The following is a 26,061-nucleotide window of genomic DNA, read 5'->3' on the forward strand; positions in this document are numbered from 1 at the left end:
CAATAAGTTGAAATATAATGAATTGGTTGCTTCTCTGTCGTTTATTGGGTCTTGTGGGAATGCTTGTTGGAGCCTCGATGGTCTTCAGTCTCCCCTGGGCATTTCCTATTTTTGGTGAAACCACCGAATTCGAATTCGCGGGTTTCTGGGGCATCTGCGGCGCCATCGCCTGCAGTCTCGTATCTGGCTCCATTTTATATCTCGTGGGACGAAATGAACATGGCACGATCCTGAGAAAAGAAGCGCTCGCGATTGTCGGACTGAGCTGGATCTATTCGGGAATCCTTGGCTGCCTGCCTTTTCTTTTTTCCGGGACCATGGTCACATCCGAAGTCCCGATGACGATTCCCGACGCTCTGTTTGAATCGATTTCGGGATTCACAACGACAGGTGCTTCCGTGCTGCGTGAACTGGAAGACCCGGCACTGGTTCCCCGCTCAGTTCTCTTCTGGCGCAGCTTCACTCATTGCCTGGGTGGTATGGGAATCATCGTGTTGTTCGTCGCGATTCTGAGCCATCTGGGTGCGGGAGGAAAAGCGTTGATGAAACGTGAAGTCCCCGGTCCGACGAGTGAAGCCGTGCGACCGCGCGTGCGCGAGTCAGCGATTGTCATGTGGACTATCTACGTTTCTTTTACGCTCGTTCTAGCGTTGATTCTCTGGCTGGAAGGTATGAGTGTGTTTGACGCGTTTTGCCATAGTTTCGGGTCGATGGCAACCGGTGGTTTCAGTACGCACAATGCCAGTGTCGGCTACTTCAATAGTTCACTCATTGAATTTACAATCGCCGTCTTTATGGTTGCTGCCGGCACCAACTTCTCACTCTACTTTCTTTCATTAAGAAATATTCGCTCGCAGGATCGTTCCTGGAAACACTTTTTCGCCCCGCTTAGAAACGATATTGAGTTTCGCACTTACCTGATTATTTTGGGCTCCGCGATTCTTTTTCTGACCTACAACCTGATGAGAAATCAGATTTACGATAACCTGCCTGATGCGTTGCGCTATGCCGGATTTCAGGCCGTCTCCATCATGACCACAACCGGTTATGGAACCGGCGACTTCGACACTTGGAATGAATCTTCCAAGATGTTATTGCTGCTGTTGATGTTTGTCGGCGGCTGTGCCGGTTCGACGGCGGGCGGTATCAAAGTCATTCGTTTCGTGCTGTTTGGGAAAATCATCTGGCTCGAAATCGAAAAATCATTCCGCCCGAATGTGGTTCGCCCCGTACGGCTCGGCGAGGCCAATATCGAACAAAGCGTTCGAAACGATGTCACCGTTTATTTCAGTCTGGTCCTGGTGATCTTCATTTTCAGCAGCCTGTTGCTGACGGCCATCGAACCGAATACCGAATGGCAAAAGAATAAGCCAGAGAAACTGATTGACTGTACCAGCGCCGTCGTCGCGACCCTAAATAATATCGGACCGGGGGTTGGAGAGTTAGGGCCAACAGAAAACTATGCTGACTTTACTCTAGGGGGGAAAGTTCTTTTAACGGTTCTGATGCTGCTGGGCAGACTGGAACTGTTTGCCATTCTCGTTTTGTTTGTTCCGTCTTTCTGGAAAAACTACTGATACAAAAAAAGCACGAACCTGTTTCGGACTCGTGCTCTCTGCATCAACTTCGAATGCAATCCGTCTGATTATAGTTTTTCGGGCTTTTGACCTGTTTTATATTTCTTAGGTCCCGTCCCGGAATTATTCGGTTCATAGTCTCCTACGAAGTCTGTTTTGGCTCCCTGAGCAGGAATTTTGTCTTCCATTCCCAGCGCCCACAAAATGCCATTCAGAGACAGTTTCCGCACGTTGGGGTCTTTGAAATCAAAGGGATGTGCGGTCGTAGTAAAAAAAACACGCCCTTTCGTTCCGTTTTCCCCTGCATAGGTCTTCGTCCAGGCAACAGGATTGGTCATCGGAAACTTCTTCAAATTTCCTTTCATCTGATGATTTGACTTGAGCGAATGCCCCGTCAGAAGAGGCTGACTGTCACCAGCCAGCTTATGACCATCACTGCCACCATGTACGTGGTACAACCAGGAGTAAGTTTTGTATGGTTTCACGCCTCGCAAAACAGGATGATCTTTGGCAGCGTCATCAATGGTGACTTCGGTTAAATGCTCGTGACCGTCACCAAAGTGACCATGATGCGTGATCCACCTTTGACCGACGAGCTCGGCGATTTTTTTATTATTCCAGTCCTTGTAAGGGCTTTTCGGATCACGGAACAGGAACGCATGTGTTGCCGTCCGAAAACCAACAACGGGCTTTCCTGATTTGACATACTTCAAAATGTGCTTGAATTGCTCGGGCGGTAAATCGCGAAAACGGGTAAATAACACCATCAAGTCCGCATCATCGAGGGCTTCCAGGCCACTGATTGACTTTTGGTTCCCTGGAGCAATATTGCCAGCTTCATCAAGTGAATAACAGATGGTTACATCGAACCCATAATCCCGCTTCAGAATTTTCGCCAGCATCGGCATTGATTCTTCAGAACGGTATTCATCATCGCCAGTTACGAACACCACATGCGGTTTTTCACCAGCCTGCGTTTCTGTCACAAATGCAAATCCTAATAACAAGGAGGAAAAACAGATCAAAAAATAAGACAACGGTTTCATGAAGACTCCTGCCAACGCTGAGGGCTTTTTATGTATGAAGCATGACGGTTCACTTCGATTCAACCTCTATCGTATCGGAACAGGGGACCCGAAATCAATTGTTGAACGTGAGAACTCTTGACCTTGCCCTTCAGATTATGCATGCTGGAACAATCCGAAATCTTTCAAATTTCAAAACACCTTCCATTTTGACTTCTTTTATCGAGTTTCGCAGCAACATGAAAAATGACACATTAAAAATATGCCTGATTGCCAGTTTCCTGCTATTGGTCATGCTGTCTTTCAAGACAAACCTGTATGCCGACCCTGCACTGAAAACCCCCGCTGTTTCGGATCAGAATATCCATCAGCGAGGCAGTTACCAGAACAGCAGGCAGAAATTTGAAACAGAAAAAACCGGACATGTTGCCTTTCTAGGTGGCTCGATTACCGAAATGAACGGCTACCGACCGATGGTCAGCCAATTCCTGGAGAAAGCATTCCCGGAAACCAAATTCCAGTTTACGAATGCCGGCATCTCTTCCACCTGTTCCAATACGGGTGCGTTCCGAACGAATCGCGATGTCTTAAGCCAAGGGCCCGTGGATCTGTTTTTCGTCGAGTTTGCTGTCAACGATGACCAGGACGCCGGCCACTCAGAAACAGCCGCTATTCGAGGTATGGAAGGCGTGATTGCACAAATTCGCCGACACAACCCCGATGCTGATATTGTAATGGTTCACTTCGTGAATCCTTCCATGCTGGAAACCATTCAGCAAAACAAGAAACCACTCTCCAGCTCCAGCCACGAGCGCGTCGCCAAACACTATCAGATTTCGACCGTCGATCTAGCCAGTGAAGTCGCACGACTCATTCAGGAAAATCAACTGACCTGGAAACAATTCGGGGGCACACACCCTGCTCCGTTCGGAAACGCGATCTGTGCCGCAATGGTTGAGAAACTGCTCACCAATGCCTGGCAAGAAAAAGGGGCACGTTCCAAACACGAGACTCCCGAGAAACCCCTTGATCCCTTCAGCTTCCGTAACGGGCGACTGATTGACGTCAAACATGCGAAGCTGAATTCGGGCTGGACGATCGAAGTCCCCGATTGGAAGTCCATTCCCGGAAGTAAACGCAGTCGCTTCACCAGTATTCCCATGTTGTGTGCTACGAAAGCGGGAGCGGAACTGGAACTCGATTTCGAAGGGACCGCCCTAGGCGTCTTCACCGTCGCTGGACCTGATGCCGGAACCCTGGACGTGAGCATTGATGGCGGGCCGTTTCAATCCTTCGATCTGTATCACAAATACAGTAAAGGTCTGCACTACCCGCGTTCAGTCGTCTTTAACAGCCAGCTCAAGCCGGGCAAGCACCATGCGAAAATTCGCTTGAGTGATAAAGAATCAGGAAAAGGACATGCCGCGCGGATCATGTCTTTCGTGGGCAATTGATCATAATCACATTTGGACTAAAAGAAATCCAGGCGGACATCAAACAGTTTTTGTCGATCACCCCGATTGCGAACATCATCCAGCATCGCTTTCATATCCGGACGTAGAAAATCATTAAACTTCTGTTTGCCGCCAATCCGCACAACCAGTCGTTTTTCATAGTCCACGATTTCAGGAGAAAGCCAGAGCGTGTTGATCTTGCCTGCGGATTTGACATAGATCACATTCCCCTCTTTCACACTGACAAAGAGTGTTACGGGCTTGCGATTAATGCGTTGATTTTTGACGACAACGGGCCGCATCATCTGCGGCGGAAAATCTTCGGCACGCACCCAGTAAAAACGATTATCAGTCGAACGCAGAATATTTTCTTCAATCTCTTTCGGATACTTTACTCGCTGCTGCAGCTCCATCCAGTTAAACAGGTTATGAATCTCTTCATAATAAGATTCATACCCGCGGCCTTTATACTCTGCATAAATCACGTCATGACCGTTGCGCATCATCCGGTTGATGACCAAGGAATTATGATCCAGCGTATCGCGGTCGAGTTCGCCTCCCACAATATACCATGGTAAATCTTTTGCATTCTGCCAGTAGTGCAGATTAAACGCGCTGGTCTTTCCTGCAATGGGAATCACTCCGGCAAACAGCCCCGGATGCGACATGCCGATATCAAAAGCGGCATCAGCGCCCGTACCATGCCCGGCAAGAAACACGCGGTCGGAATCGACATTGAAACGTTTTCGGGCATCACGAATTGATTTGATGACCGCATAATGCGCCGCAACATTATCCTCATAATTCTTTTGATCTTTCTGCAGATACTCCGGAGAGATCACGATATAACCACGACGCTGTGATTGACCAGGACCGTTTTTGTACTTGCCCCACCAGTTCAATTCAAATTGAGCCGTCTTGCGTGACGGGCGCAGTGCGACAATCATCGGATAGGTATGGTGAGGATTATATTCGATCGGCAACAAAACGGAGTACGATACAGGAACCTGGGCATTCGGATCGGTTACCTGAATCGTAAAGGCATCTTCATTCTTACGTACGGGAGCATCCAAAATCGGTGGCAACAGGGGAATCATCTGCTTGACCACCTCAGTCGAAACACCTTCAAGCTTCTGGAGAGTCCCAATCATGAATTCCCGTTCATGCTCGTCTTCGTTGCGTAAGTACTCCAGCACTTGTGCCCGTGCGGTCCACAAGTTTAACGCCGTATCCAGGTCGGTCACCACATGGGCGGACCCGACTATCCAGCCAGAATAGGCAATCGCCAGCTTTTCCTGAACAGATAACGAATCATCGCTTTCCAGATTTAGAAAGGCAGCCAAGCGATCGATCGAATCAAAATTAAGCTGCGTGATGACCTCGCGGCGGTACGCCTGTAACAGATTCCTGGTTTTCTCATCCTTAATCTCAGCTTCAAGTTCTCCCAGACGGAACTGTGCTTTTTCGATCTGTTCTTGACGTTTGTGATAATCTTCTTCGACTTCACGAATCTGTCTGAGGATGGACTGGCTGATATTATTTGTTGGAAATTTAGCAATCGCTTCCTGTGCCAGTCGATGCTGCCCGGCTTTTCGCCGTTGTTGAAGTTCATTCAGCAGTTGCTGACTATGCAGTGTGCGTAATTCTTTCACGAACGCAGCGATTTTGTCTTTGTACTCGGGAAAATCGTCTTCGATGTCAGCAAATGCCTGAGCTGCAGGAAGATACAGGCCCGCTTGAATATAAAACCGAGCGACGGCGATCCGATCGATAGGCTCCAGCGGATCAATGGCCTGTTTTAACATCGCAGCCAGCAATTCTTCCTTCACAGAAGTCGTTCGAATTCCCAATTCCCATTGATGCTTTAGCCCAATCACTTTTAGATACTTTGGAGTAATCTGGGTCACTCCCTGTAGTAATGCCAGATTGCCTTTATTCGTACTGAGCGTCACAGTACGCCGACCGAACTCGTCAAAGTCGGTGACATCAATGAAAGAACCCACTGTTTTTAACATCTGCCCGCGACCAGTGACTTGCTGTTTGAGTGGAAATATCTCCTGCTCAGATAAAAATGCCTGGTCTTGGTTGAAGCGTTCAACATTCCGGCGCGAGACGAAATAGCGAATCATCCCATTATCGACCATGATAATAGGATACCCTGCGATCTTGCGTGCCGGCACATTCGGATCAAAATCTCCCTCGATTTTGGCAGCCAAAGCATCCGTCAGTCCCAGAATCGGCACCAGGTCACCATGAATAATAGTGCCGTGTTTCAGCTCGACTTCTCCCGCACGAACGCCCCCTGTAGGAGCGAACCCTTGTCCGATCAAGAGCAGAAAAACCAGCGCGGCGATACTTGCTCTTTTCAAACGAAAAGTGGCACAACAAAAGCGGAAAACGGATTCAGGAAATAATCGTACAGTCATACAGAATTCATCGACATACAGACTGTCAGAGTTTGAGAAATAGTAAGCCCCTCTGATTTATCTACGCCTTCGGAATCCGTTCATTGGTAAAAAATCAGGATAAATTCAATTTTACGGCAATCCAGCGCCATAATTCCGGAATAAACAGATAACCGAGGTAACATATTCCGGCTATGACCCCCAGATAAATGATCAGGGTAATCCAGCCCCAGGTCCCTTCTGCCAGATTCTTGAAAAACCGACGACGATTCCTACGGTCGTAATCATGGCTGATTTCTTTGATTTTATCTTCCATATTCGTCGCACGCGCATCAGCTTTGTCTTTGATCGAGCGAACCTGCATTACCGAATCGAATTCCGGACATTGTGCCAGCGAGATAAACTGACCCTCAGCAGTTCTTTTGACCTTTGCAGTCGTGTTGATCACCCCGGCTTTCACTCCCTGTTTGATCTGCGCAACCGTCATCTTGCTGACCATCGTTTTACCAGCCGCGTTCTGATGCTGAATGAACCAGACCCGTTGCTCCACGACCTCTTTCTTGTTTTTACTGGCTGATCGCTCTGCATCTTTGGCAGAGGAAATTTCATGCCCGCCACTCCGTTTCGGAGCGGCCGCCGAAGAGATCTTACTTTTGCCTTTGCGGCGGGCGCGTGACACACCGGATGCCGCTTCACCATCAATAAAGCTAAGCGATGGTGACTCAAGTTCCATGTCTTCCAGCAAAGCCATGATCTCAGCGCAATTCTTGAATCGATGATCCGGATTTTTTGCCATCATCTTTTCAATCAACAGATCCAGTTTTTCGGGAACGTCCGGATTGAGTTTTCGTACAGACTCAAACTTCCCGGACTCCTTGGCCATTATCAGTTCCAGGGTCGAATCCCCGGTGAAAGGAAACTTGCCAGTCAGAAAGTTATAAAAGGTTCCCCCTAATGCATAAATGTCCGTCCGGTGATCGACGTGCTTGGCATTCCGTGCCTGCTCGGGTGGCATATAAAGTGGCGTTCCCAGTCCCGTACCACTCTGTGTCATCGAATTATCTTCATCAACGGCTTTGGCGAGCCCCAGGTCGGCTACCTTCACGACTCCCTTGCTGGTTACCAGAATATTATCGGGTTTGATATCTCGATGAATCAGCTTTGACTCATGCGCGTGAGAGAGTGCATCCAGACAGGCCAGAATAATGAATGTCGCATCGCCGATAGAAAGTCGTTTGAGTTCATTCATCCAGTCCTGCATACTCTTGCCATCAATATATTCAATGGCAACATAATGAAATCCACGATCTTCGCCGACAGCGTAACAGCGGACCACATTCGGATGGTCAAGCTTGGCCATCGCTTTGGCTTCACGATAAAATCGCTCTACAAATTTAGGATCGTTGGCAAATTTTTTCTTCAATGTTTTGATCGCAACTTTACGATCCAGACTCTCCTGCTCGGCCAGATAGACATCGCCCATGCCGCCGGCGCCCAGCTTGCGTTTCAGCCGAAACTCACCTAGATGAGTGATTTTATTCGTGGATGATGCCCCTTTTTGAGGCGAGGCTTCTGATGAAGACATTGTTCCATTCTCCTGTTAAGCCCGCAGAGAAAAACCATGTGTAAATAAAGAATATAAGTGCAAAGCTCACTACATGTTGCAGGTGATAATAGAGATGAAGAATTGAACCGGGAACAAATGGAAACTGCGCCCCTGATTCAGAAAAACCTGCACCGCCCAGTATAAGCAGATGCATGTTGAATAGCCATAATTTCCTGCAAAAGCAGCGAAGAAATTGACTTGTCTACCAGGTACATTCTTTCCCTGTCAGCATCCGGAATGCTTCAAAGTATTTTTCACGTGTTTTCAACACGATTTCTTCCGGAAGTGTAGGCGGTGGGCTGTTTTTATCCCAGGTTGTCGACTCCAGCCAGTCACGCACAAACTGTTTGTCCAGTGAAGGCTGAGGGCCACCGGGTTGATACAGGTCGGCAGGCCAGAAACGGGAACTGTCGGGAGTGAGAACCTCATCGATCAGAATCGGTTCTCCGTCCAGAATACCAAATTCAAATTTCGTATCTGCGAGAATCATGCCTCTCTGCTGTGCGTATTCAGATCCCTGCTGATAAATCTGAATGCTCAAATCCCGCAATTTGTCTGCCAACTCCTGTCCGATAGCGTCACTCATGATCTGAAAAGAAACGTTTTCATCGTGTCCTGTATCCGCTTTCGTTGCCGGCGTAAAGAGTGGCTGAGGAAGCTGATCACTTTGCTGTAATCCCTCTGGTAATTCGATGCCACATACGGCCCCCGTCGCCAGATAATCCTTCCAGCCAGAGCCCGAAAGATACCCTCGAACGACACATTCAAACGGGACCACTTCCGTTTTTTTGACAACCATACATCGGCCGCTCAGAGCATCGAGGTCAGCATCGTCGGGAAGCGGTAAATCAGCAGGATTCATACTCAGCAAATGGTTGGGAATCGCCTCAAATCGTTCTTCAAACCAGAACCGGCTAATCTGAGTTAATACCCGGCCCTTATCCGGTATCCCGGGAGACAAAATCCAGTCAAACGCACTAATGCGGTCTGTGGCGACAAACAGCAATCGGTCCCCAAAGTCGTATACGTCGCGAACTTTACCCCGTTTGACAGGGATTCCGGAAAGCGAACTTTCAATAAGCGCTGCAGAAGCCATAAACTGAAACCACCATGATTAAAATCCAATGAATTTGAACACTGGAAGTTTAGCGAGAAGCAGCCTGCTAAACAATTGACGATAATTCATAACCGCTAAATCCCGCACAAAATGAGTGACCGTCAGGTTCCTGCCTACTCGAGCATGTATCTCGTTTCAATGTACATACATACGAGTCTACACTTGCCTGCGGCCCCTTAAAGGCGATAATGGATGATAAGGCCTGAAGTTAACAACTTACTCAAAAAATCAGATAACGATTGCGACCCGTTTTATGGGCAACTTGCGTTTTTTAATTGCACCTTCTCAGGTTCCTGAAGACTGGTCTGATCTTCACCGTGCTTACCTGAACGCAGTTGACGGTCGCGTTTTTCCTACGCGCGTGGAAGTTGATGGGAACCTGCTGACGTTTCGCCGTCAGACTTCACAAAGTTGCAAGCTGAACATCGTCTGGAAAATCACCGATTTTGGTCGCCCTGTCATCAGAACCGCTTCTCTGTCAGAACGGGAAGAACCTTATGTTCTCTTACTGGAATTAGCCCGCGGAAAAATTTCGACACTGAAAGACCAACTCAGTGCCTGGCAAATCGCCGGATTGAATATTCCTGATGAACTCTGGAAACTGCACAATGAAGCCTTCTCAGCGTTCGCGAAGGCAGCAGTCAACCAGGACAAACTGGAAGAATGCTCCGATCTTGCCGGAGTCGCTATACAGAAAGCACATGCAGCCGCAGAAATGCTGGTTCAAATATATGCACGCCAGCGTTTAACAATTCTGCATCAGCGGGCACAGTCAATGAAACTGCCTGTTTCACTTGGCTGCAACCTGGGTGAGTTGATTCCCAATGCACCAGAAACCCAGCAGATCTGCCAGGCTTTCGATGCTGCTAACATGGATCTGATCAACTGGAAAATGATCGAGCCTTATGAAGGAGATCAGAACTGGGATTTATGCGACCAGCAGGTTGACTGGTGTGAAAAGAACCATCTCCTGATTCGCGGCGGGTGCCTGCTCGACTTTGCCCCACAAGGTCTGCCCGACTGGCTTGAGTCCTGGAAGCTGGATATGGTCAACTTCCAAAGCATCATTTCACATTTCATTGAAACCGCCATCACGCGATATACGGGCAGTATCAGAACCTGGACTCTGGTTTCCTCCATGAATACCGGTGGCGTTTTCGGGCTCAACGAAGAAACACGATTAACCTTAACAGCACGGGCAATTGAAGTAGCCAAACAGACCGACGATTCCATTCAATGCTTCATCCGAGTGGAACAACCCTGGGGTGATTATCTGTCTAAAGGGCAGCATCAGTTATCTCCCATGCAGTTTGTTGATGCCATTGATCGGCTGGGAGTTGGCCTTTCTGGAATCGATCTTGAGTTCAGTATTGGCTACCATCCGAATGGTTCCCATCACCACGATTTACTGGATATTTCCAAACTGATTGATAAATGGAGTACTCTCAATCTGCCGTTACACATCACACTGGCATTCCCCAGCGATGACAGCGTTATCGATGAGAAAAATCCTGGCATCTCGAAAGTTCAAGCAAACCAGTGGAAAACAAACTGGAGTGAAGCAGCACAGGCAGAATGGATTGATTTATACCTTCCCCTGCTCCTGGCCAAACCCGCTGTGACGGGCGTGTATTGGTCCCGATTTCGAGATCAAGACGCAAGGCGTTTCCCGCATTCCGGCTTGATCAACCTCGAAGGCCAGCCCAAACCCGCCTTGAACGTGATTGCCAAATATCACCAGCAATACTGGCGATCTTGAATTCGATATTTCCCGATCCTGTCGAAGCCACCCACAGTCGAAAATTGACAGGCTGCCTGCTAGTATGTAGCTGCGTGAGGCATTGTTTAAACGAAACACTGAACCGTCTTCAGGATGTTTTCACCACGCAAATTCCAACGGCTTCTGTTCCGTCTTACCCCACTACTTGAAGGATTCTAAAATGGCTGCTGAAAGCAAAGTGCCTGAAGTTGGCAAACGTGCTCCTGCTTTTTTTCTTCCCGCTTACCCTGAAGGAAAAATTCGCCTGAGCGAGTTCAAGGATGAAAAAAATGTGCTGCTGTATTTTTATCCCAAAGACAACACACCAGGTTGCACTACCGAATCCTGCGATTTTCGGGATCGGGTCGCTACCTTCAAACAAAACGACACCGTGATTCTGGGAATCAGCCCCGATTCCGTCGCATCACACGAAAAATTCGCAACCAAATTTGAACTGCCGTTCATTCTGCTGTCCGATGAAAATCACGAGATCGCGGAAAAGTACGGCGTGTGGGTTGAGAAAATGAATTACGGCAAGAAATATATGGGCATTCAACGTTCCACCTTCCTGATTAACAAGGAGGGAAAAATTGCTGCTGCCTGGCCGAAAGTCAAAGTCAATGGACATGCCGAAGAAGTCGCGGAAGCCCTGAAAGAGCTAGGCTGAATTCACTTTTGACACGAACACGAAACTAAGATCGCTCACACCGATTGGCTGGATTAACCAGCCAGTCGGCGTTGTTCTGCAGGAACCTGGATAAACGGACCCACTGCTCCCTGTTGGCTTCCATCCCACTCGTGACAGTTCATCGATTCAAGCACTCGGTCTGCAACCTGCATCGCACGCAGCGCCTGCTGGCCTCCGACCAATGGGTCAGACTGGGTCCGAATTGCTTCAACGAAACTGCTCAATTCGGCTGTTAACGCATCTGCCGAGGAAACATCCGGCGAATCGACTTTCAGAAATGTGCCAAACACATCCTGCTTCAACGCTTCAATGTTCGCGCCTGCTTTTCTGGCACGCTCCAGTGGAGGCGTTCCATACAGCAGCGTTTCCGATGGTTGATATGAAGTAACTTCCCGACTGGTAAAATCGACCGTCACACAACCCGAGGCACCCCAGATCTGCATTTCCCGCTTGGCTGTGGGACAAATCCGACTCGCTGCCAGATCGGCGATACAACCATTTTGAAAGCGTAAGCGAGCCTGAACAACATCTTCATGCTCTCCCATCACAGAAACACCAAAGGCTTCCACACTTTTCACTTCTGAGTCTACAAGAGACAGCACAAGATCAATATCATGAATGAGCAAGTCGTGAATCACGCCGATGTCAGTCGAGCGAAATGTGTAAGGACTGACGCGTTCGCTCCGAATGAACCGCGGGTTCGAACAACGTTCAAAAGCTGCTTGTGTCGCAGGATTAAACCGCTCCACGTGCCCAACCTGAAGTAACGTGTCATGTGCTTCGGCTATCCGCACCAGCTCTTCTGCTTCCGCAAGATTACAGGCAATCGGTTTTTCCACCAGAACCGGAATCTTGCGGGATAAAAATTCACTGGCGATCGCCAGATGAACGTGTGTGGGAACAGCCAGCGAAACGGCATCAATTTCGTCAAACAAATCACGATAATCGGCAACCCAGCGACTGCCATGCTGTTCTGCAACCGCCTGACCTTGCTCCGGGTTTGTATCTGCCACGGCAACGAGATTCACGCCTTCCAGTCCGGCTAAAATCCTGGCGTGATGACGCCCTAATGCCCCTACCCCGACTACCGCCACATTCATTAAACTCATGCTGCTCTCCGTGTTGAATTTTGATCGTTCTCTTCAGGAATGAATTTCGCATTCCGAGCTGCTTCTTCGCGACCTCTACCTGCTTTACTCCCCTTGATTCCTTCAAAATGATTGAACAGGGTCTGCAAAGCCATTGGAACCACACCTTCCAGTTCCTCACTGAAAATGTCTCGCACTTCATCCAGCTTTTTATTTTTCCGATACATCAATCGATGTGCTCTGCGGATGACTGCAACGGAGTCTTCAGAAATCCCGGCTCGTTGCATTCCCACAATATTGACGGTACGAATTCGGAAGTCGTCCGCGCCGGTACAAATCATAAAGGGAGGCACATCTACAGTCGCCCGTGATGCCCCAGTGATGAAAGAGAGCGTCCCGACAGTACAAAACTGATGTATGACGGTATTCCCCGAAATAATCGCCCGATCATGCACATGCACGTGGCCGCCGAGTAACACTCCATTGACCAGCGTCACATCATCAAACACACGACAATTATGTGCTACATGGGAATTACAGAGAAAGGTATTCCGGTTTCCAATACGAGTTAGATGATCCTCTTTTTCTGCGGCACGATGCACGGTGCTACCTTCCCGAAAAAGATTATCATTGCCGATTTCTACTCGTGTAGGAGCACCCGAATATCCTGCATCCTGCGGCTCAGTACCAATCACCGACGTAGGAAAAAAACGATTTCGTTCTCCGATGGTTGTATGCCCGGTAATGGTAACATGGCTATCCAGTACAGAACCATTTCCAATGGTTACATCCGGCCCAATGTTGCAAAAGGGACCGATTGTCACATCTTCCCCGATCTCTGCCTTAGGATCGACGTAAGAAAGATTTGAAATATTTGTCGGCATGTTCGACATCCTAATAAATTTGCAGTCAATGACGTACCAGTGTATGAATAAATGACTGCTGAACAGCAGCCGAAAAGTGCATTTTCAAGCAACGTTCAAAACAGTTTCAGACAAAGTAGAACGATGCGTCGATTTAATTTTTTTGATTAACTCTCGATTTAAAGCATGCCCCGATTGATGCGCACTGAAATAGCCGTGCAGATCACAACCAATCAAAGCAAAATCACCCAGGCAATCTAATATTTTGTGACGAACACACTCATCAAGTGTTCTTAATTCATTCCCAATCGGCCCTTGTTGTCCCAGGACCAGTAAATCTTCTGTTGAAAGACGTTGCCCGTAACCCAAGGCACGCATCGCTTCTACTTCTTCTTCAAGAACAAAAGTTCGTGAAAATGCCAGTTGATTCATCCAGGTTTCAGGATTGATCTCCAGCGTTAAACACTGTGGTGTCACGGGTGAATCTTCCCCGTAATTCAGATAAAAGCCAATCGCCAACACCGAACGGTTCATCGGCTTGGCCTGAATGAAGCTTCCCGATTCGTCTTCGACGGTCAGAGGCTCTTCGATGCAAATTACCTCTCGCTTGAACGGTTGCTCTACAATACCTGCATCCAGCAATGCCAGAGACAATTCCTGTGCAGAACCGTCAAAACAGGGAGACTCGGGCGCATTGATCTCGATGCGGCAATTATCAATTTGCAATCCCGCTAAGGCGGCCATGACATGCTCGATCATTTCGACCGACGCGTCCTGGAATTCAATTGCCGTCCGTCTCTGCTTGAATACAGCATATTCAATCAAAGCAGGAATCGGTTTAGAACCTTTAAGATCCGTTCGGACAAACTGAATCCCATGATTTTCCGGAGCCGGACAGAAACGAATTTTGACATCCGAGTTGGTAAAAATCCCAACTCCGCTACATTCTAATGATCTGGCCAGCGTTCTCTGATGCCGAGTTCGCATTGCCTACTCCTTCGAGGGCGGGAGATTATCTACTACGCTGAAACAACCGCAAAAAGGATGCAGGCAGGTCAGAACACCTGCACTACATCCATTGAGAGTGGTAACCAAGCATTCGGTTTAGCGAGTTTTCGTACCTGGCGTCGGACGAGTTGTCGAACGAGTTGGAGCGATAGAAGAACCACCTGAACTTGGCTTGTAGCTTCGGTTCAGATAATCCAGAACTGACAGTGTGATGTCATCATCGGCACGATGGAACACAACCTGACGATTCATGCCTTGAATCAATTTCTTTGGATCATCGGTATCGAGATTTTCTCGATTAAACCGCATGATCAAAGTGTAATTGTAGATCTTGGCATACTTCTTGACGGTTTCTGTCACTTCCATATAAATGGTGTGATAGATGCGTGACTCTTTTCGCAGAAAGTCACGTTGTGCCACTTTTCGGAATGCTTCAAAATCAGAAGCAGCCTGTGCCAGCTGTTTTTCGCGAGCCAGATACTCAGGGCTCCCCTGCTTGAAATCCTGCATTTCTTTTTGCACAGCCTGAATCTGCTCAGCCATTGCTTTGGCTTTGCCATCACTTTGCTGGATCTCTGTTTTCAACTCTTCACGCAACGCTGAAAATTTCGTGTAGTTCTTGAACACATGCGCCATGTCAATCAGACCGACTTTGTGTTCCACTGATGATTTGGCATTAGCCGGCGCGGGGGTTTGTGCAGACACTGTTTCAGTGAAACAGGTAACACAACCGGCGATGGCAATAACCGTAGCTGATGTAATTAATTTTTTCACGACCGAAGCACTCCTTTGCAGAATGAACCACTCTCCGTAGTGGCAATCAAACGAAATTAACTTTTTTCTTGATTTGGTGACGAATTTGATCCCAGCCTCTGATAAACAAACTCTTGATCAAAATCTTTTGGAAATGTTGCTTTACCTTGTATAGCGCTGAAGAAATCATGTCATATGAAACCTACTGACCATACTGAGAGAACGATAATTTTGCATAGTTTGGATTTTACGTCAATACGAAAAACCAAGCTTTGACATTCTATTTTCCCAAGAATTGGTTCATTTAGAATTAATTCACACGCTTTCGGATCAATTTGACAAGACACAAACGGGACTTTCGGATTCAAAACGATTTTTTGGGCTTGCCATAAATTTTCAATTCGATTATTAAACGCCCCTCTTTCATAAACTCTACCGCTACCTGTCCCCTCATTCGAATTCATTTCGACTCGTGATTTAAAAACAATTCTGTTTACTCAATCACCTTCGACTCCTCAAATAATACCTTTCAAATGGGCTGTTTAAAGTCAGCACGGAGGCTTATTCCATGTGTTCGCTAGACCGCTGGATCCTGACACCTATATTAATAACAGGGCTGCTACTCTGCCTGACCGATGACGTTAACGCCAAAAAACGTAATTTCCCCTACGAAGCTGTCATCAATGCGGAAGAAGCTCTGGTCAGAAGCGGCAATGGACGCCGCTATTATCCCACGCTCAAACTCAAACGAGGCAACCGCGTCACCGTTCATCGACATGATCCGGGTGGCTGGTTCATGATTACCCCACCACAGGGAAGCTTCAGCTGGATTCGGGCGGAATACGTTCAAAAAACAGCCGGTAATCGTGGCCGTGTTACCGATAATGGAGTGGTCGTTCGAGTCGGCAGTGCTTTTGGTGAATCGCGTGATGTAGAACAAATTCGTCTTTCAAAAAACGATGAAGTCACCGTCTTAGGCAGCAAAAAAGTCCAGACCGAATTTGGCAATGTCCTGATGTATCAGATTAAACCACCGACAGGTGAATGGCGCTGGGTGGAAGGACATTTACTGGTTCCCACCAATCAATATCAACCCGGACAAACTCCCCCGACGGCCGTCGATTCACCGATCGCGGTCAACGAAAATGATCCCTTTACGCAAAGCATCACGAAAAATAATTCTGCTGCCCCTCAGCAGGAAATGATTAAAACCCCCACCGATGGCTCCGCACGTCGCAGCGTTCCCGAAGAAGAACAGATTGCCGGCGCGAAACAAGCCATTGTCACTATCGACACACAATTTCGAGCCATGATCGAGGCCGAACCAACGGCCTGGGATTTGAATGCCTTAGAGCAGGACTATAAAACTCTGCAACAGGAAATCAAACACCCTGCCATCGCCAGTAAAATTGACTTGAGACTGGATGCGGTACAGCGCTATCGAAAAGTGCAGGCAGAATATCAGGACTTTCTGAATCTGGCGAAAGAGACCAGTATACGCGACGCCGAGCTCGTCTCGATGGCTCCCGATCAAAATAAAACCGGCCGCTACCCGACTCCAGAATCAACAACAACCCCCGGTTCAGAGTCCTTGATACCACCGACTCCCGAACCATCTACACAGCCAGTGACTCCGAGCCAACCACTCAGTCCACTGCCTCAACCCAGCGCTCCAACACCGACCATTCCCCAACCACAGACAACGCCACAACCAACACAGCCGACTCAACCACAGTTTTCGGGAGCAGGTATCGTCCGAAGATTAAGAGCCGGTCAACAGGGAATGCCCACCCACGCGTTGGTCGCCCCCAATGGTCAATTCCTCGCTTATCTACAGCCGGTCTCACCTCAAATCAATCTGGATGCCGCTCAGGGACGACCGGTTGGCGTCACCGGCAAACGCTGGTTTCGCTCTGATTTACGCGGTGACTACATTCTTGTCGAATCCATGATGCCGGTCCGGCTGCAAGCAGCCCCCGTCCCTGGTCGATAAGCAAACATTTAAAATCGAAACACATTAAAAAAGCCCTCTGCTCGCAATGAACAGAGGGCTTTTATTATTGTGGGAGCGAAAGAGCGGCTTAAACCATCTCTTCAGTACCAGCGGCTTTCGCGACGTCTTCTTCGCTGACTCCCTCGGCTTTCTTGGGATCATCTTTAAACAGAATAAAAAAGATGACCATAATTACAAAGGCCGCCACGGCAGGAATGATCCAAAACTCTTTCCAAGTCTGGAGTTTCGCGGCTCCCTCACCGGTCACGATTTTATTGAATAATAAACCACTGACTTGAGCCCCAATCAGCATCCCAAAACCTTGTGTCGCTAACACCAGAAACCCTTGTGCCTGGGCACGAATCGCGGGGCCCGCTTTCTGTTCGACATAAATCTGCCCCGTGACGAAGAAGAAATCATAGCAAATACCATGTAGCACAATGCCGAAAATGATCATCCAGTAAACCGCTTCAGAGGCGCCCGCTGCGAAGAATGCATATCGGAGAACCCAGGCAAACATGCCGAACAGCAACATCCGCTTGACGCCCAGAAACTTAAAGAAGAATGGCATTAACACCATAAACAAAATTTCTGACATCTGACCAAAGGTCATCTGAAATGCCGGGTGTTCAATATGAGCGTCTCCGACGAAGATCGGTGCGAAATTATAATAGGAGGCTAACGGAATACAGATTAAAAGTGAACTTGCCATAAAGACAAGGAAAGAACGATCTTTCAACAGAGCCAGTGAATCTAGCCCCAGAATATCGCGAACAGAAATGGCCTTGCCTTTCGAAGGAGGCGGCGTATGGGGAAGTGTTAAACTATAAATCCCCAAAAGAACGGCAGCACCTCCTGCAACATAAAACTGTTGCGGGAGCTTATCCGCGTCCATGACTTTACTGACAATAATCCCGGCTACAATCCAGCCAATTGTGCCAAAGACACGAATCAACGGAAACCAGACCTGCTGATTCTTTAGATGTGAAAATGCAATCGTATTTGTCAGCCCCAAAGTCGGCATATAACATAGCATGTGTAACAACAGCAGCAATATGAAAGCGGTACTCCCTTCTCCGCTCTCAGTCACAACTCCAGGAGCAAAAGCTAAGGCGATACCGCCAGCGATCATCAACAAAGCCATCACCCGCTCTGAAGAAAAGAATCGGTCTGCCACCATGCCCAGCGCGAATGGTGACAGAATGGCGGCAATCGGGCCCACGGTATAGGCCCAGTGAGTGATACTTTCCATACCGTGAGCTTTCATGTAGTTTCCCACGGTAACATACCAGGCTCCCCACACGAAGAACTCCAGGAACATCATGATTGAAAGTCGAATACCAATAGATAATGGCGATTGCTGTGATGACATATTGGGCGGGCCCTTCTCCTGATCTGTTGTTTTATCACGTTATCTGTTGTTTTATCACGTTCAATGAAACCGTAGCGACTCTGAAAATGAAACCGGCCTCATCGGCCGTGGAGACGCTACAAGGAACCCGAAATCGAGCTGAGTACGGAGCCTTTCGGATTTTTGCTCGTTACGATCATGTCCCGAATTCACAAATCAGACAAGTATAAAGGGATCCACTCCCACGAATTTCTCCTGAATGATCGGGAACAACAGTCCCAACTTCAGTCACTTTCCACCAGAATGGACTTCGATCACTTCGTGCCTGGCGATGAAATGACCTCTTTCCGGAAACTCAGCAACCCATTCAGGCTCACATAAAACCACCACCCAAAGGGTGTCTTGTTTATCAGCATCTTAATATCAATATCCTGTATCTCATTACAGTAAATACACTTATAAACATTGACCCACAAAACATGCTGTTTTTCCATTCTTTTCATACTACCCATATTTACAACCAAGAAACATGCAGTACAATCCACTTAACCCGAATAATCGATACAATCGGTACAGGCGGAACTCACTCTCATCCCACTCTCAATAAACTTGTCACCGCATTCTGAGAGGTCTGATCATGAATCTGTTAAAAACATTCTGGAGTGATGAAGCTGGTTTTGTCATGTCTGCTGAACTGGTCCTGCTGGGAACCGTAGGCGTCCTTGGTGCCACCGTTGGGCTAAGTGCTGCTTCAACCGCGATCAATGATGAAATGGTTGAATTCAGCCACGCAATTCGTAGCCTGGATCAAAGTTATCACGTGGAAGGTCACAAAAACTGCCGTGCCTGGACAGCTTCTTCATCCTATCGTCAACAGGATGTGGCTGTTTCCCTCGCCGATCTCTGTGGCCAAATCGAGAAGCAAGAACAGGCTGCCGAAAAAGAAACCGTCATCAAACGTAAAGCACCTCCTAAGTCAAAAGAGTTGCGAAAGAAGCTGAAAGCCAAAAAACAAAAGGCCAAACAAAAACAGAATAAGAAAAATGAAGCGTAATTCATTTGACTGGTAAGCAATTCCAGGCGACAAATAAAAAAGCCCTCTTCGAAGTTTCATTCAAAGAGGGCTTCCTTCATTTTGATCCGGTTAGCTTACTTCGTTTGATTCCACTCGTCGACCTGTTGTAAGACTTTAATTACGGCTTTCAACGGGTCAAGAGCTACTGCCTCAAACCGTCTGGAAATCCGTGGACTCTGCGGGAGTGAATACGTGCAACTGAATAAAAATTCGTTTGGCCGCACTCCCGGTCCGAGACGGTAGTCTCTAATTCCCAGCTCATTCAACTTTTGGACGGCGGCACTCCACGTTGCCGGATCTCGCCGCAACATCGTCTCTGCTCGTAAGCGAAACTGTGGATCGACTTCTTTTACAGCTGCCTGTCTGACGGGAGCTGTTTTTTCAAAAGGATTTGTTTCATTCCCGATTTGCTGGATTTCCTGGCCGAATGAATCACCGTTATTCGGTGAGAATTGTCCGCCATCGAACTCCGCCTGTTGAATCGTATTATTCTCAAAACCCCCTTCGAACGATTGTTCTGACGAAGAGAGTCCGCTCATTTTCTGGTCCGGTCCCAGTTGAGAAGGAATAGAATCCAGCTCCCACCCATCCATCGCATCTGCAGGTGGCAACCATTCTTCGCCATTAATCGAACTATTTCGAGAGGACGGCGTTTTCGCGAAAGAACTCCCCTGGTCAGACCGATTCCGATCTCCCCGAGCCGGCTTGCCAAGATTTTCTTCACCCCCCAGCGCAATTTCATGTGATGAAGCATCAAATGAAATGTCTTCAAATTGAGAGTGGGATGATTCTTCGCCGCTGAAGAGATCATTTTCACTAAGAGACGACTTTTTGACGGGAGCGATTTCTGGAATACCAAATATGGCCAGCATCGGAACTGCAACCAAAGGTATCAGCACTAGCAAGGTTGAAAAAAAGTCATTTGATTTGGAGCGCATTTGCGTTTCCCCTCCATGTTCGCAATCACGCTATCGGAGAATATCCGATTTGAACAATGGGAACACTCCTTGTTCTCAATGTCTGGTTACCAGAAACCATCGTGGTCAACCACATACTTACGAGATCAGAAACTGCCTGATATGATTCATCAGGCATGACATATCACTGACCAATTAGCTCTTGAGAAACATTCATTCGAAGCTCAGATTGCTTCCAACGCCTGACTCAAGGGGGCGGATCATACAGAATCGCCTCTAAATGGACAATTGAAGTTTTGGAAAATCTCCTGATTTAGAGAAATCTCGACCATTTCTCTTTTTTCACTCAAGAGCACTCCTGTTAAAATAGAGCAGCAGGCGGCCATAGAAAACTTAAACAGTACGCAGCCCAAACACCCAAACAGATAAACTGAAGAATCTGTCTTGACAATTTACGAAAAAACAAGGAGAACACGGGATCTAAGTAATTACGGTTGATCAAATAGTTCGATTAATAATATAGATTCGAGCCAAAAACAGATTGGATCTGTTCTCGACAATACTTGATCGGAACCTATCATTTCAATAAGCGGAAATTCAGTCAGCAGTTTCCATACAGCAGTATGGTCTACATTTCTTACTGGTTTTGAAATTGTTTCTCGGGCAAAAGTGCTCGCTCGGGAATCATTCGAAGCGAGTGGATTTCGACAAAGGGAGTCACGGAATTCAATGGTAAAACAAAATCATTACCAACCAAGCATCGTACTGGTCAGCCAGACAAAAAAGATGGCTACCATCGCGGGAGTATTAACCCTCACAGCGACTGCCTACCTGTCACAAGTCGGCACCCTGATGGCAGCAGCCCCCAACGAACATAAACTCGATCCCGCGATTCGGCTCGCTATGCAGAGCTATGAAACAACGGCGCAAATTAAAGATTTTCAGTCGACCTTTATTAAGCGGGAAAAAGTGGGCCGAAAAATGCAGGCCACACAGACCATGCAAATCAAGTTTCGCGAAAAACCATTGTGCGTTTATCTCAATTTTCAAAAACCACATACTGGCAGAGAAGTCATTTACTTCCACGGCCGGAACGGAAACCAGATCCTGGCACATGAAACCGGAATCAAAGGTCTGGTCGGAACCGTCTCTCTTCAACCAAACAGCCCTCAGGCAATGGACGAAAGTCGTTACCCGATCACAACCATCGGCATCCGAAAAATGCTGTATCAGATTCTGAAACAGTGGAAAGAGGAACGTCAAGTTGATGCCGGCGTCTCTGTCAAATACTTCCCGGATGCCAAACTGGGGAACCTGCAGTGTAAAGTTCTGCAGACCAGCTACCCACAACAAAAACAGGGACTCCGCTTTCATATGACAAGATTGTACATCGATAAAGCAACCAATCTTCCTGTCAGAGTCGAACAGTACGACTGGCCGACAAAAAGAAATAGCACGCCGGAGTTAGTCGAAGAATACACCTACACTAACATCCGCACCAATGTGGGATTAAGCGACGCTGACTTTAATCCAAAGAATCCTGCTTATAACTTCTAAGCACTGCCATATAAATTAACATCTCTTACAAATAAACAGCCGCAGGTTAGTATCTGACCTGCGGCTGTTTTTCCTTCATCTGAGACCTGCCTCCCCCCACAACTGTCTGCCCTTTCCCGTCAGTCACGCACACTATCAAGTTGCAAGTGGCTCTTTCGCATTGATATAATCAGATATTATCATATGACTTTTGTCTTTATCTGATTTATTTCCGTACTCTATACATAGGACAGAAAAAACAACCTTGATGCAGTACGCCTGTTTCAATCAGCTGATCAGATAAAATTACAACCTGCTTTGATCTACTTTTTATCAACTACCAAGGAGCCCCAACATGAGTGAAGCGCCCAAGAAAGTCTCATCCCGTCGCGATTTCTTAAAGAATTCAAGTCGACTCGCAGCTGGGGCTTCTGTTTTAGCGGGAACGGCAATTCCACACGTTTATGCCGCCGATGAAAGCACGATCAAAATCGCACTCGTCGGATGTGGCGGACGGGGAACCGGAGCAGCAGCCAACGCGCTCTCCACCACTAGCGGCCCCATCAAACTGGTCGCCATGGCAGACGTCTTCGACCATCGCCTTAAGACCAGCTACAACAGCCTCGAAAAACAATTCGGCGATAAAATTGATGTCCCCGAAGATCAGAAATTCATCGGCTTTGACGGGTACGAAAAAGCAATCAGCTGCCTCGGCCCCGGCGATATCGTCCTGCTGGTCACACCACCCGCATTTCGCTGGGTCCAGTTCGGTTATGCCATCGAAAAAGGCATCAACGTCTTCATGGAAAAACCACTTACCGTGGATGGCCCCAGTACCCGGAAGATGCTCGAACTGGCGAAAAAATCGGAAGAGAAAAATCTCAAGGTCGGCGTCGGCCTGATGTGCCGTCACTGCAAAGCACGACAGGAACTGCACGATCGCATTCAGGATGGCCAGATCGGCGATATCCTCGAACTTAGAGCCTACCGCATGGCCGGCCCAACGGGCTCTGCAGCGACTGGACCTAAGCCTGAAAAGATGAGCGAACTGCTCTATCAGATTTCTCGATTCCACGGGTTCCTCTGGGCCAGTGGTGGCGGTTTCAGTGACTTCCTGATTCATAACATCGACGAAAGCTGCTGGATGAAAAATGCCTGGCCCGTTAAAGCCGATGGTTCTGGCGGACGCCACTACCGAGGCGATAATGTCGACCAGAACTTCGACAGCTACAGCGTCGAATACACGTTCGCCGATGGAACCAAAATGTTCCTCCGCGGCCGTACGATTCCTGGCTGCCGTCAGAAATTTGCCAGTTTTGCCCATGGCACAAAGGGACTCGCCGTGATTTCCACGTCGGCTCACCATCCTGCCAAGTCGCGAATCTACAAAGGCCATAACGAAGATAAAGCCAACCTCCAGTGGGCTTATCCACAACCGGAACCAAATCCATATCAGGTCGAATGGGATGACCTGATCACTGCGATCAGGCAGGATCAACCCTATAACGAAGTCAGGCGTGGTGCTGAAGCCAGCCTGGTCACTTCCATGGGACGCATGGCTGCCCACACAGGTCAGGTCGTCACCTACGACGAAATGCTCAACTGCGAACAAGAATTCGCTCCCGATGTCGATAAACTGACAATGGACTCACCAGCGCCTGTCCTCGCTCGCGCCGATGGCTCCTACCCTGTCCCACTGCCGGGGATCCTGAAACGACGTGAGTATTAAGATTAACTGACGACTCCGTTCGTCTCTGAAAAAATGCATCAACAAGCGAACTCCGAAACCATTTCGGGGTTCGCTTTTTTTATATCCTTCTGAAACACAACAACTCTCATCCGACTTCACCACATTGATCATTTCACGACTCTCCCTATTTCCCTTCAACCTGAAACAGAATCCTCTTAACTCACTGGTAATTTCCAACACTTTCCCAGCCGTGTGTCGCGCGCGAGAACAAACACTTTCATCACCTGAACCAGGCTCACCAACTGATCATCCCGCACCAGATTCAGTGGTGATGTTTCGCTGATCATCACCTGAAGAAAATGATCCACTGCCGTCTGCACACCATTTTTTGCGACACTATCGATTCGTATCGGAGCGCCATCAACACGACATGGTACTCGTTCGGAACCTGATGAACGGACTTCAACACACCTTCGGAAGTGGCCACCTTCGTGCCCTCCAGCCTGATTCATACTCCCCCCGATACAACAGAAAAAAATTGCCGCGACTAATTGCAGGAAGTACCACATGACTCTTCTCCTTTTCTGAAAAAGCACCTGTCTGCGAACAGCCCAGGCACGTCCGCTAGCTCACGGGTTCATCGTCTCGCAAACTGAATCCAAGCCGAGCATTCTATTGGATAGCAACCAATATGCTGTAGCTGAAAAAGGGAAAGGACTGCTAAGCCGGAGCCTGCTACAGATTTCCACCTAAACAAAAGCCAGGCAGAAAAATTGACAAAATCAGCAGAATTGGACAATCAATGATTGCCTTTTAGATCGACGAACTGTAAATTCAGGTCATGTGGGTTTCTTACCCAATTGATCTTTGATAACTAGTTGATTGTGGGTTATCCGCCCAGTACAATACTGAGATCTCTCAATATTTTGGAGAGTTACTACACGCGTCCCCTTTCTCAGGCTGGCTATGAACGGCGAAACATTTATTTCGGGAGAAACAAAACGAACGGTCGATGACCGGTTTCGAATTTCTCTTCCCGTAGAAATGGCTCAGGCAATTACTGACGAAGCCGGGGAAACAATGCTGACCAAGGAACGAGCCGGATGTCTGAGTCTCTGGAAAGCCGCAGACTGGCAAACCAGACACCAGCAGGGCGTTGATCTGATTAAACAGAAGATCCAGGCACATCGCCTGGAAAATCGCTGGGATGAAGTACAACGCCTGGGTCGATTACTGTCGACCAGAAACCGGACCATCCAGTTGGCAAATCGCTCTCGCTGCACAATACCTGAAGGATTTCGAGAATTTCTGGGAGTTCAACCAAACCAGGAAGTCATGATTGTCGGCGCAGTAATTTGCGTTGAAATCTGGAACCTGGAAGCTTGGCAAAATCTGCTGGAACAGGACATGCCCGAATTCGGGACACTTTTCAAAGACCTGTCCGGCTAAACCCACAATCAAAGAAACAATACACATTGTTCTTTAGCGTCTTTGACGACAGGAGAAGTGGGCGACTCATTCAGTATCCCCATCACATCCGATTCACCCTAAAGGCTTAAATTCCATGGAAGGTCTTTTTGGCACGGATGCCGCTTTCTTCTCTTGAGTCAAATTCGTTTCCCCATTCTCAATCTCAGGCAATTTTGAGAATGGGGATTTTTCATGCGCTGAGCAATACAGTTCAACAAAGCAAACACAATGCATCTGACTTCGTTATAGAAAATTAGCCGCAAGGCATTAGCCCCGGTTCGAAAATCGTACGACTGGTTTCCTGCCCACCCGTTCGTGATACCTGAAACAGTTTTCTACCACGAAAATCACGAAACCACACGAAAAGTGAACACCCATCGTCAGAAACAGCACACCTGCCGTGAGCGGATTGGCGCCAGCCACCGTTTGTGAGACACGACACCGACCTCAAAAACGCATTGGTTCTGTTATTGTCAGTCCAACTTCAACGTAGCTAGTGTTGTTGGCACCGCTCAGGCGACTGTACGGGTTAAGGCATGAAGAAGCGAGTGGCGATCAAGCTACGAATCGGTCTTTAGGACCAGGGGCGGTACCTGTGTGCTCGCCCGCCTTCTGACATTGAAAATTGATGTCGCGTTGAGGGAACCCAACAAGAAGTTCCGGCATGATAAATGGAAACTGACCTG

20 protein-coding genes are annotated in these 26,061 nt (G+C 48.0%); 9 read left to right on the plus strand and 11 right to left on the minus strand.

Going from position 1 to position 26,061, the window contains the following annotated elements; genetic code table 11:
* Window positions 1-17 precede the first annotated feature (17 nt).
* On the plus strand, window positions 18-1,577 hold the full coding sequence (locus tag AAC022_RS19630) for a TrkH family potassium uptake protein (RefSeq protein ID WP_339733717.1): 1,560 nt from the start codon (window positions 18-20) through the stop codon (window positions 1,575-1,577).
* A gap of 68 nt (window positions 1,578-1,645) precedes the next feature.
* Here AAC022_RS19630 and AAC022_RS19635 read toward each other — a convergent pair whose 3' ends face one another.
* On the minus strand, window positions 1,646-2,623 hold the full coding sequence (locus AAC022_RS19635) for a ThuA domain-containing protein (RefSeq protein WP_339733718.1): 978 nt from the start codon (window positions 2,621-2,623) through the stop codon (window positions 1,646-1,648).
* A 218-nt stretch (window positions 2,624-2,841) separates the two neighbouring features.
* On the opposite strand from AAC022_RS19635, the gene AAC022_RS19640 reads away from it, so the two are divergent.
* The gene (locus AAC022_RS19640; protein ID WP_339733720.1) at window positions 2,842-4,056 is read left to right on the plus strand and encodes an SGNH/GDSL hydrolase family protein; all 1,215 of its coding nucleotides are present in this window, start codon (window positions 2,842-2,844) and stop codon (window positions 4,054-4,056) included.
* A gap of 17 nt (window positions 4,057-4,073) precedes the next feature.
* On the opposite strand, the gene AAC022_RS19645 is transcribed toward AAC022_RS19640, so the two are convergent.
* From AAC022_RS19645 to AAC022_RS19655, 3 genes are all read right to left on the minus strand, one after another.
* Window positions 4,074-6,482, minus strand: coding sequence for a hypothetical protein (locus AAC022_RS19645; RefSeq protein ID WP_339733721.1), 2,409 nt, complete (start codon window positions 6,480-6,482; stop codon window positions 4,074-4,076).
* 94 nt (window positions 6,483-6,576) lie between these two features.
* Window positions 6,577-8,046, minus strand: a complete 1,470-nt coding sequence (locus tag AAC022_RS19650) for a serine/threonine-protein kinase (RefSeq protein WP_339733722.1) — start codon at window positions 8,044-8,046, stop codon at window positions 6,577-6,579.
* Window positions 8,047-8,269: 223 nt separating this feature from the next.
* Window positions 8,270-9,163: a phosphoribosylaminoimidazolesuccinocarboxamide synthase gene (locus AAC022_RS19655; RefSeq protein ID WP_339733723.1), complete on the minus strand. Its 894-nt coding sequence runs from the start codon at window positions 9,161-9,163 to the stop codon at window positions 8,270-8,272.
* A 274-nt stretch (window positions 9,164-9,437) separates the two neighbouring features.
* On the opposite strand from AAC022_RS19655, the gene AAC022_RS19660 reads away from it, so the two are divergent.
* Both AAC022_RS19660 and bcp read left to right on the plus strand, forming a co-directional pair.
* Entirely contained in the window at window positions 9,438-10,943 is a 1,506-nt protein-coding gene (locus AAC022_RS19660; RefSeq protein WP_339733725.1) for an endo-1,4-beta-xylanase, read from the plus strand.
* 181 nt (window positions 10,944-11,124) lie between these two features.
* Window positions 11,125-11,610 carry a thioredoxin-dependent thiol peroxidase gene (gene bcp, locus AAC022_RS19665; RefSeq protein ID WP_339733727.1) on the plus strand — a complete coding sequence of 162 codons (486 nt, stop codon included), beginning with the start codon at window positions 11,125-11,127 and terminating at the stop codon, window positions 11,608-11,610.
* A 53-nt stretch (window positions 11,611-11,663) separates the two neighbouring features.
* Here bcp and AAC022_RS19670 read toward each other — a convergent pair whose 3' ends face one another.
* From AAC022_RS19670 to AAC022_RS19685, 4 genes are all read right to left on the minus strand, one after another.
* Entirely contained in the window at window positions 11,664-12,740 is a 1,077-nt protein-coding gene (locus AAC022_RS19670; protein WP_339733728.1) for a Gfo/Idh/MocA family oxidoreductase, read from the minus strand.
* Window positions 12,737-13,603, minus strand: coding sequence for an acyl-ACP--UDP-N-acetylglucosamine O-acyltransferase (gene lpxA / locus AAC022_RS19675; RefSeq protein ID WP_339733730.1), 867 nt, complete (start codon window positions 13,601-13,603; stop codon window positions 12,737-12,739). Before lpxA ends, AAC022_RS19670 begins: the two co-directional genes overlap by 4 nt.
* An 84-nt stretch (window positions 13,604-13,687) precedes the next feature.
* On the minus strand, window positions 13,688-14,569 hold the full coding sequence (gene lpxC / locus AAC022_RS19680) for a UDP-3-O-acyl-N-acetylglucosamine deacetylase (RefSeq protein WP_339733731.1): 882 nt from the start codon (window positions 14,567-14,569) through the stop codon (window positions 13,688-13,690).
* Window positions 14,570-14,686: 117 nt separating this feature from the next.
* Window positions 14,687-15,364, minus strand: a complete 678-nt coding sequence (locus AAC022_RS19685) for an OmpH family outer membrane protein (protein ID WP_339733732.1) — start codon at window positions 15,362-15,364, stop codon at window positions 14,687-14,689.
* 547 nt (window positions 15,365-15,911) lie between these two features.
* On the opposite strand from AAC022_RS19685, the gene AAC022_RS19690 reads away from it, so the two are divergent.
* The gene (locus AAC022_RS19690; RefSeq protein ID WP_339733734.1) at window positions 15,912-17,336 is read left to right on the plus strand and encodes a hypothetical protein; all 1,425 of its coding nucleotides are present in this window, start codon (window positions 15,912-15,914) and stop codon (window positions 17,334-17,336) included.
* Between the two features lie 88 nt (window positions 17,337-17,424).
* Here the strand turns inward: AAC022_RS19690 and AAC022_RS19695 are convergent, their stop codons facing one another.
* Window positions 17,425-18,708: a nucleoside permease gene (locus AAC022_RS19695; protein ID WP_339733735.1), complete on the minus strand. Its 1,284-nt coding sequence runs from the start codon at window positions 18,706-18,708 to the stop codon at window positions 17,425-17,427.
* Between the two features lie 616 nt (window positions 18,709-19,324).
* Between AAC022_RS19695 and AAC022_RS19700 the strand changes: the two genes are divergently transcribed.
* A complete protein-coding gene (locus AAC022_RS19700; RefSeq protein WP_339733737.1) occupies window positions 19,325-19,741 on the plus strand; it encodes a hypothetical protein in 417 nt (138 codons plus the stop codon).
* A gap of 95 nt (window positions 19,742-19,836) precedes the next feature.
* Here AAC022_RS19700 and AAC022_RS19705 read toward each other — a convergent pair whose 3' ends face one another.
* Window positions 19,837-20,700, minus strand: a complete 864-nt coding sequence (locus tag AAC022_RS19705; RefSeq protein WP_339733738.1) for a hypothetical protein — start codon at window positions 20,698-20,700, stop codon at window positions 19,837-19,839.
* Between the two features lie 708 nt (window positions 20,701-21,408).
* On the opposite strand from AAC022_RS19705, the gene AAC022_RS19710 reads away from it, so the two are divergent.
* Both AAC022_RS19710 and AAC022_RS19715 read left to right on the plus strand, forming a co-directional pair.
* The gene (locus AAC022_RS19710; RefSeq protein ID WP_339733739.1) at window positions 21,409-22,236 is read left to right on the plus strand and encodes a DUF1571 domain-containing protein; all 828 of its coding nucleotides are present in this window, start codon (window positions 21,409-21,411) and stop codon (window positions 22,234-22,236) included.
* A 334-nt stretch (window positions 22,237-22,570) separates the two neighbouring features.
* A complete protein-coding gene (locus AAC022_RS19715) occupies window positions 22,571-23,944 on the plus strand; it encodes a Gfo/Idh/MocA family oxidoreductase (protein ID WP_339733741.1) in 1,374 nt (457 codons plus the stop codon).
* A 176-nt stretch (window positions 23,945-24,120) separates the two neighbouring features.
* On the opposite strand, the gene AAC022_RS19720 is transcribed toward AAC022_RS19715, so the two are convergent.
* Window positions 24,121-24,474: a hypothetical protein gene (locus AAC022_RS19720; protein ID WP_339733742.1), complete on the minus strand. Its 354-nt coding sequence runs from the start codon at window positions 24,472-24,474 to the stop codon at window positions 24,121-24,123.
* A gap of 397 nt (window positions 24,475-24,871) precedes the next feature.
* Here AAC022_RS19720 and AAC022_RS19725 point away from each other — a divergent pair, with 397 nt between their 5' ends.
* On the plus strand, window positions 24,872-25,354 hold the full coding sequence (locus AAC022_RS19725; RefSeq protein WP_339733744.1) for a division/cell wall cluster transcriptional repressor MraZ: 483 nt from the start codon (window positions 24,872-24,874) through the stop codon (window positions 25,352-25,354).
* Window positions 25,355-26,061: the final 707 nt, after the last annotated feature.

Source organism: uncultured Gimesia sp., from assembly GCF_963976445.1.
Classification (GTDB): domain Bacteria; phylum Planctomycetota; class Planctomycetia; order Planctomycetales; family Planctomycetaceae; genus Gimesia.

Excerpts from the sequence above, each read along its gene's own strand:
- AAC022_RS19630 (WP_339733717.1), top strand. The coding sequence starts at position 18 with ATGAATTGGTTGCTTCTCTGTCGTTTATTGGGTCTTGTGGGAATGCTT.
- AAC022_RS19635 (WP_339733718.1), bottom strand. The coding sequence starts at position 2,623 with ATGAAACCGTTGTCTTATTTTTTGATCTGTTTTTCCTCCTTGTTATTA.
- AAC022_RS19640 (WP_339733720.1), top strand. The coding sequence starts at position 2,842 with ATGAAAAATGACACATTAAAAATATGCCTGATTGCCAGTTTCCTGCTA.
- AAC022_RS19645 (WP_339733721.1), bottom strand. The coding sequence starts at position 6,482 with ATGACTGTACGATTATTTCCTGAATCCGTTTTCCGCTTTTGTTGTGCC.
- AAC022_RS19650 (WP_339733722.1), bottom strand. The coding sequence starts at position 8,046 with ATGTCTTCATCAGAAGCCTCGCCTCAAAAAGGGGCATCATCCACGAAT.
- AAC022_RS19655 (WP_339733723.1), bottom strand. The coding sequence starts at position 9,163 with ATGGCTTCTGCAGCGCTTATTGAAAGTTCGCTTTCCGGAATCCCTGTC.
- AAC022_RS19660 (WP_339733725.1), top strand. The coding sequence starts at position 9,438 with ATGGGCAACTTGCGTTTTTTAATTGCACCTTCTCAGGTTCCTGAAGAC.
- bcp (WP_339733727.1), top strand. The coding sequence starts at position 11,125 with ATGGCTGCTGAAAGCAAAGTGCCTGAAGTTGGCAAACGTGCTCCTGCT.
- AAC022_RS19670 (WP_339733728.1), bottom strand. The coding sequence starts at position 12,740 with ATGAGTTTAATGAATGTGGCGGTAGTCGGGGTAGGGGCATTAGGGCGT.
- lpxA (WP_339733730.1), bottom strand. The coding sequence starts at position 13,603 with ATGCCGACAAATATTTCAAATCTTTCTTACGTCGATCCTAAGGCAGAG.
- lpxC (WP_339733731.1), bottom strand. The coding sequence starts at position 14,569 with ATGCGAACTCGGCATCAGAGAACGCTGGCCAGATCATTAGAATGTAGC.
- AAC022_RS19690 (WP_339733734.1), top strand. The coding sequence starts at position 15,912 with ATGTGTTCGCTAGACCGCTGGATCCTGACACCTATATTAATAACAGGG.
- AAC022_RS19695 (WP_339733735.1), bottom strand. The coding sequence starts at position 18,708 with ATGTCATCACAGCAATCGCCATTATCTATTGGTATTCGACTTTCAATC.
- AAC022_RS19700 (WP_339733737.1), top strand. The coding sequence starts at position 19,325 with ATGAATCTGTTAAAAACATTCTGGAGTGATGAAGCTGGTTTTGTCATG.
- AAC022_RS19705 (WP_339733738.1), bottom strand. The coding sequence starts at position 20,700 with ATGCGCTCCAAATCAAATGACTTTTTTTCAACCTTGCTAGTGCTGATA.
- AAC022_RS19710 (WP_339733739.1), top strand. The coding sequence starts at position 21,409 with ATGGTAAAACAAAATCATTACCAACCAAGCATCGTACTGGTCAGCCAG.
- AAC022_RS19715 (WP_339733741.1), top strand. The coding sequence starts at position 22,571 with ATGAGTGAAGCGCCCAAGAAAGTCTCATCCCGTCGCGATTTCTTAAAG.
- AAC022_RS19720 (WP_339733742.1), bottom strand. The coding sequence starts at position 24,474 with ATGTGGTACTTCCTGCAATTAGTCGCGGCAATTTTTTTCTGTTGTATC.
- AAC022_RS19725 (WP_339733744.1), top strand. The coding sequence starts at position 24,872 with ATGAACGGCGAAACATTTATTTCGGGAGAAACAAAACGAACGGTCGAT.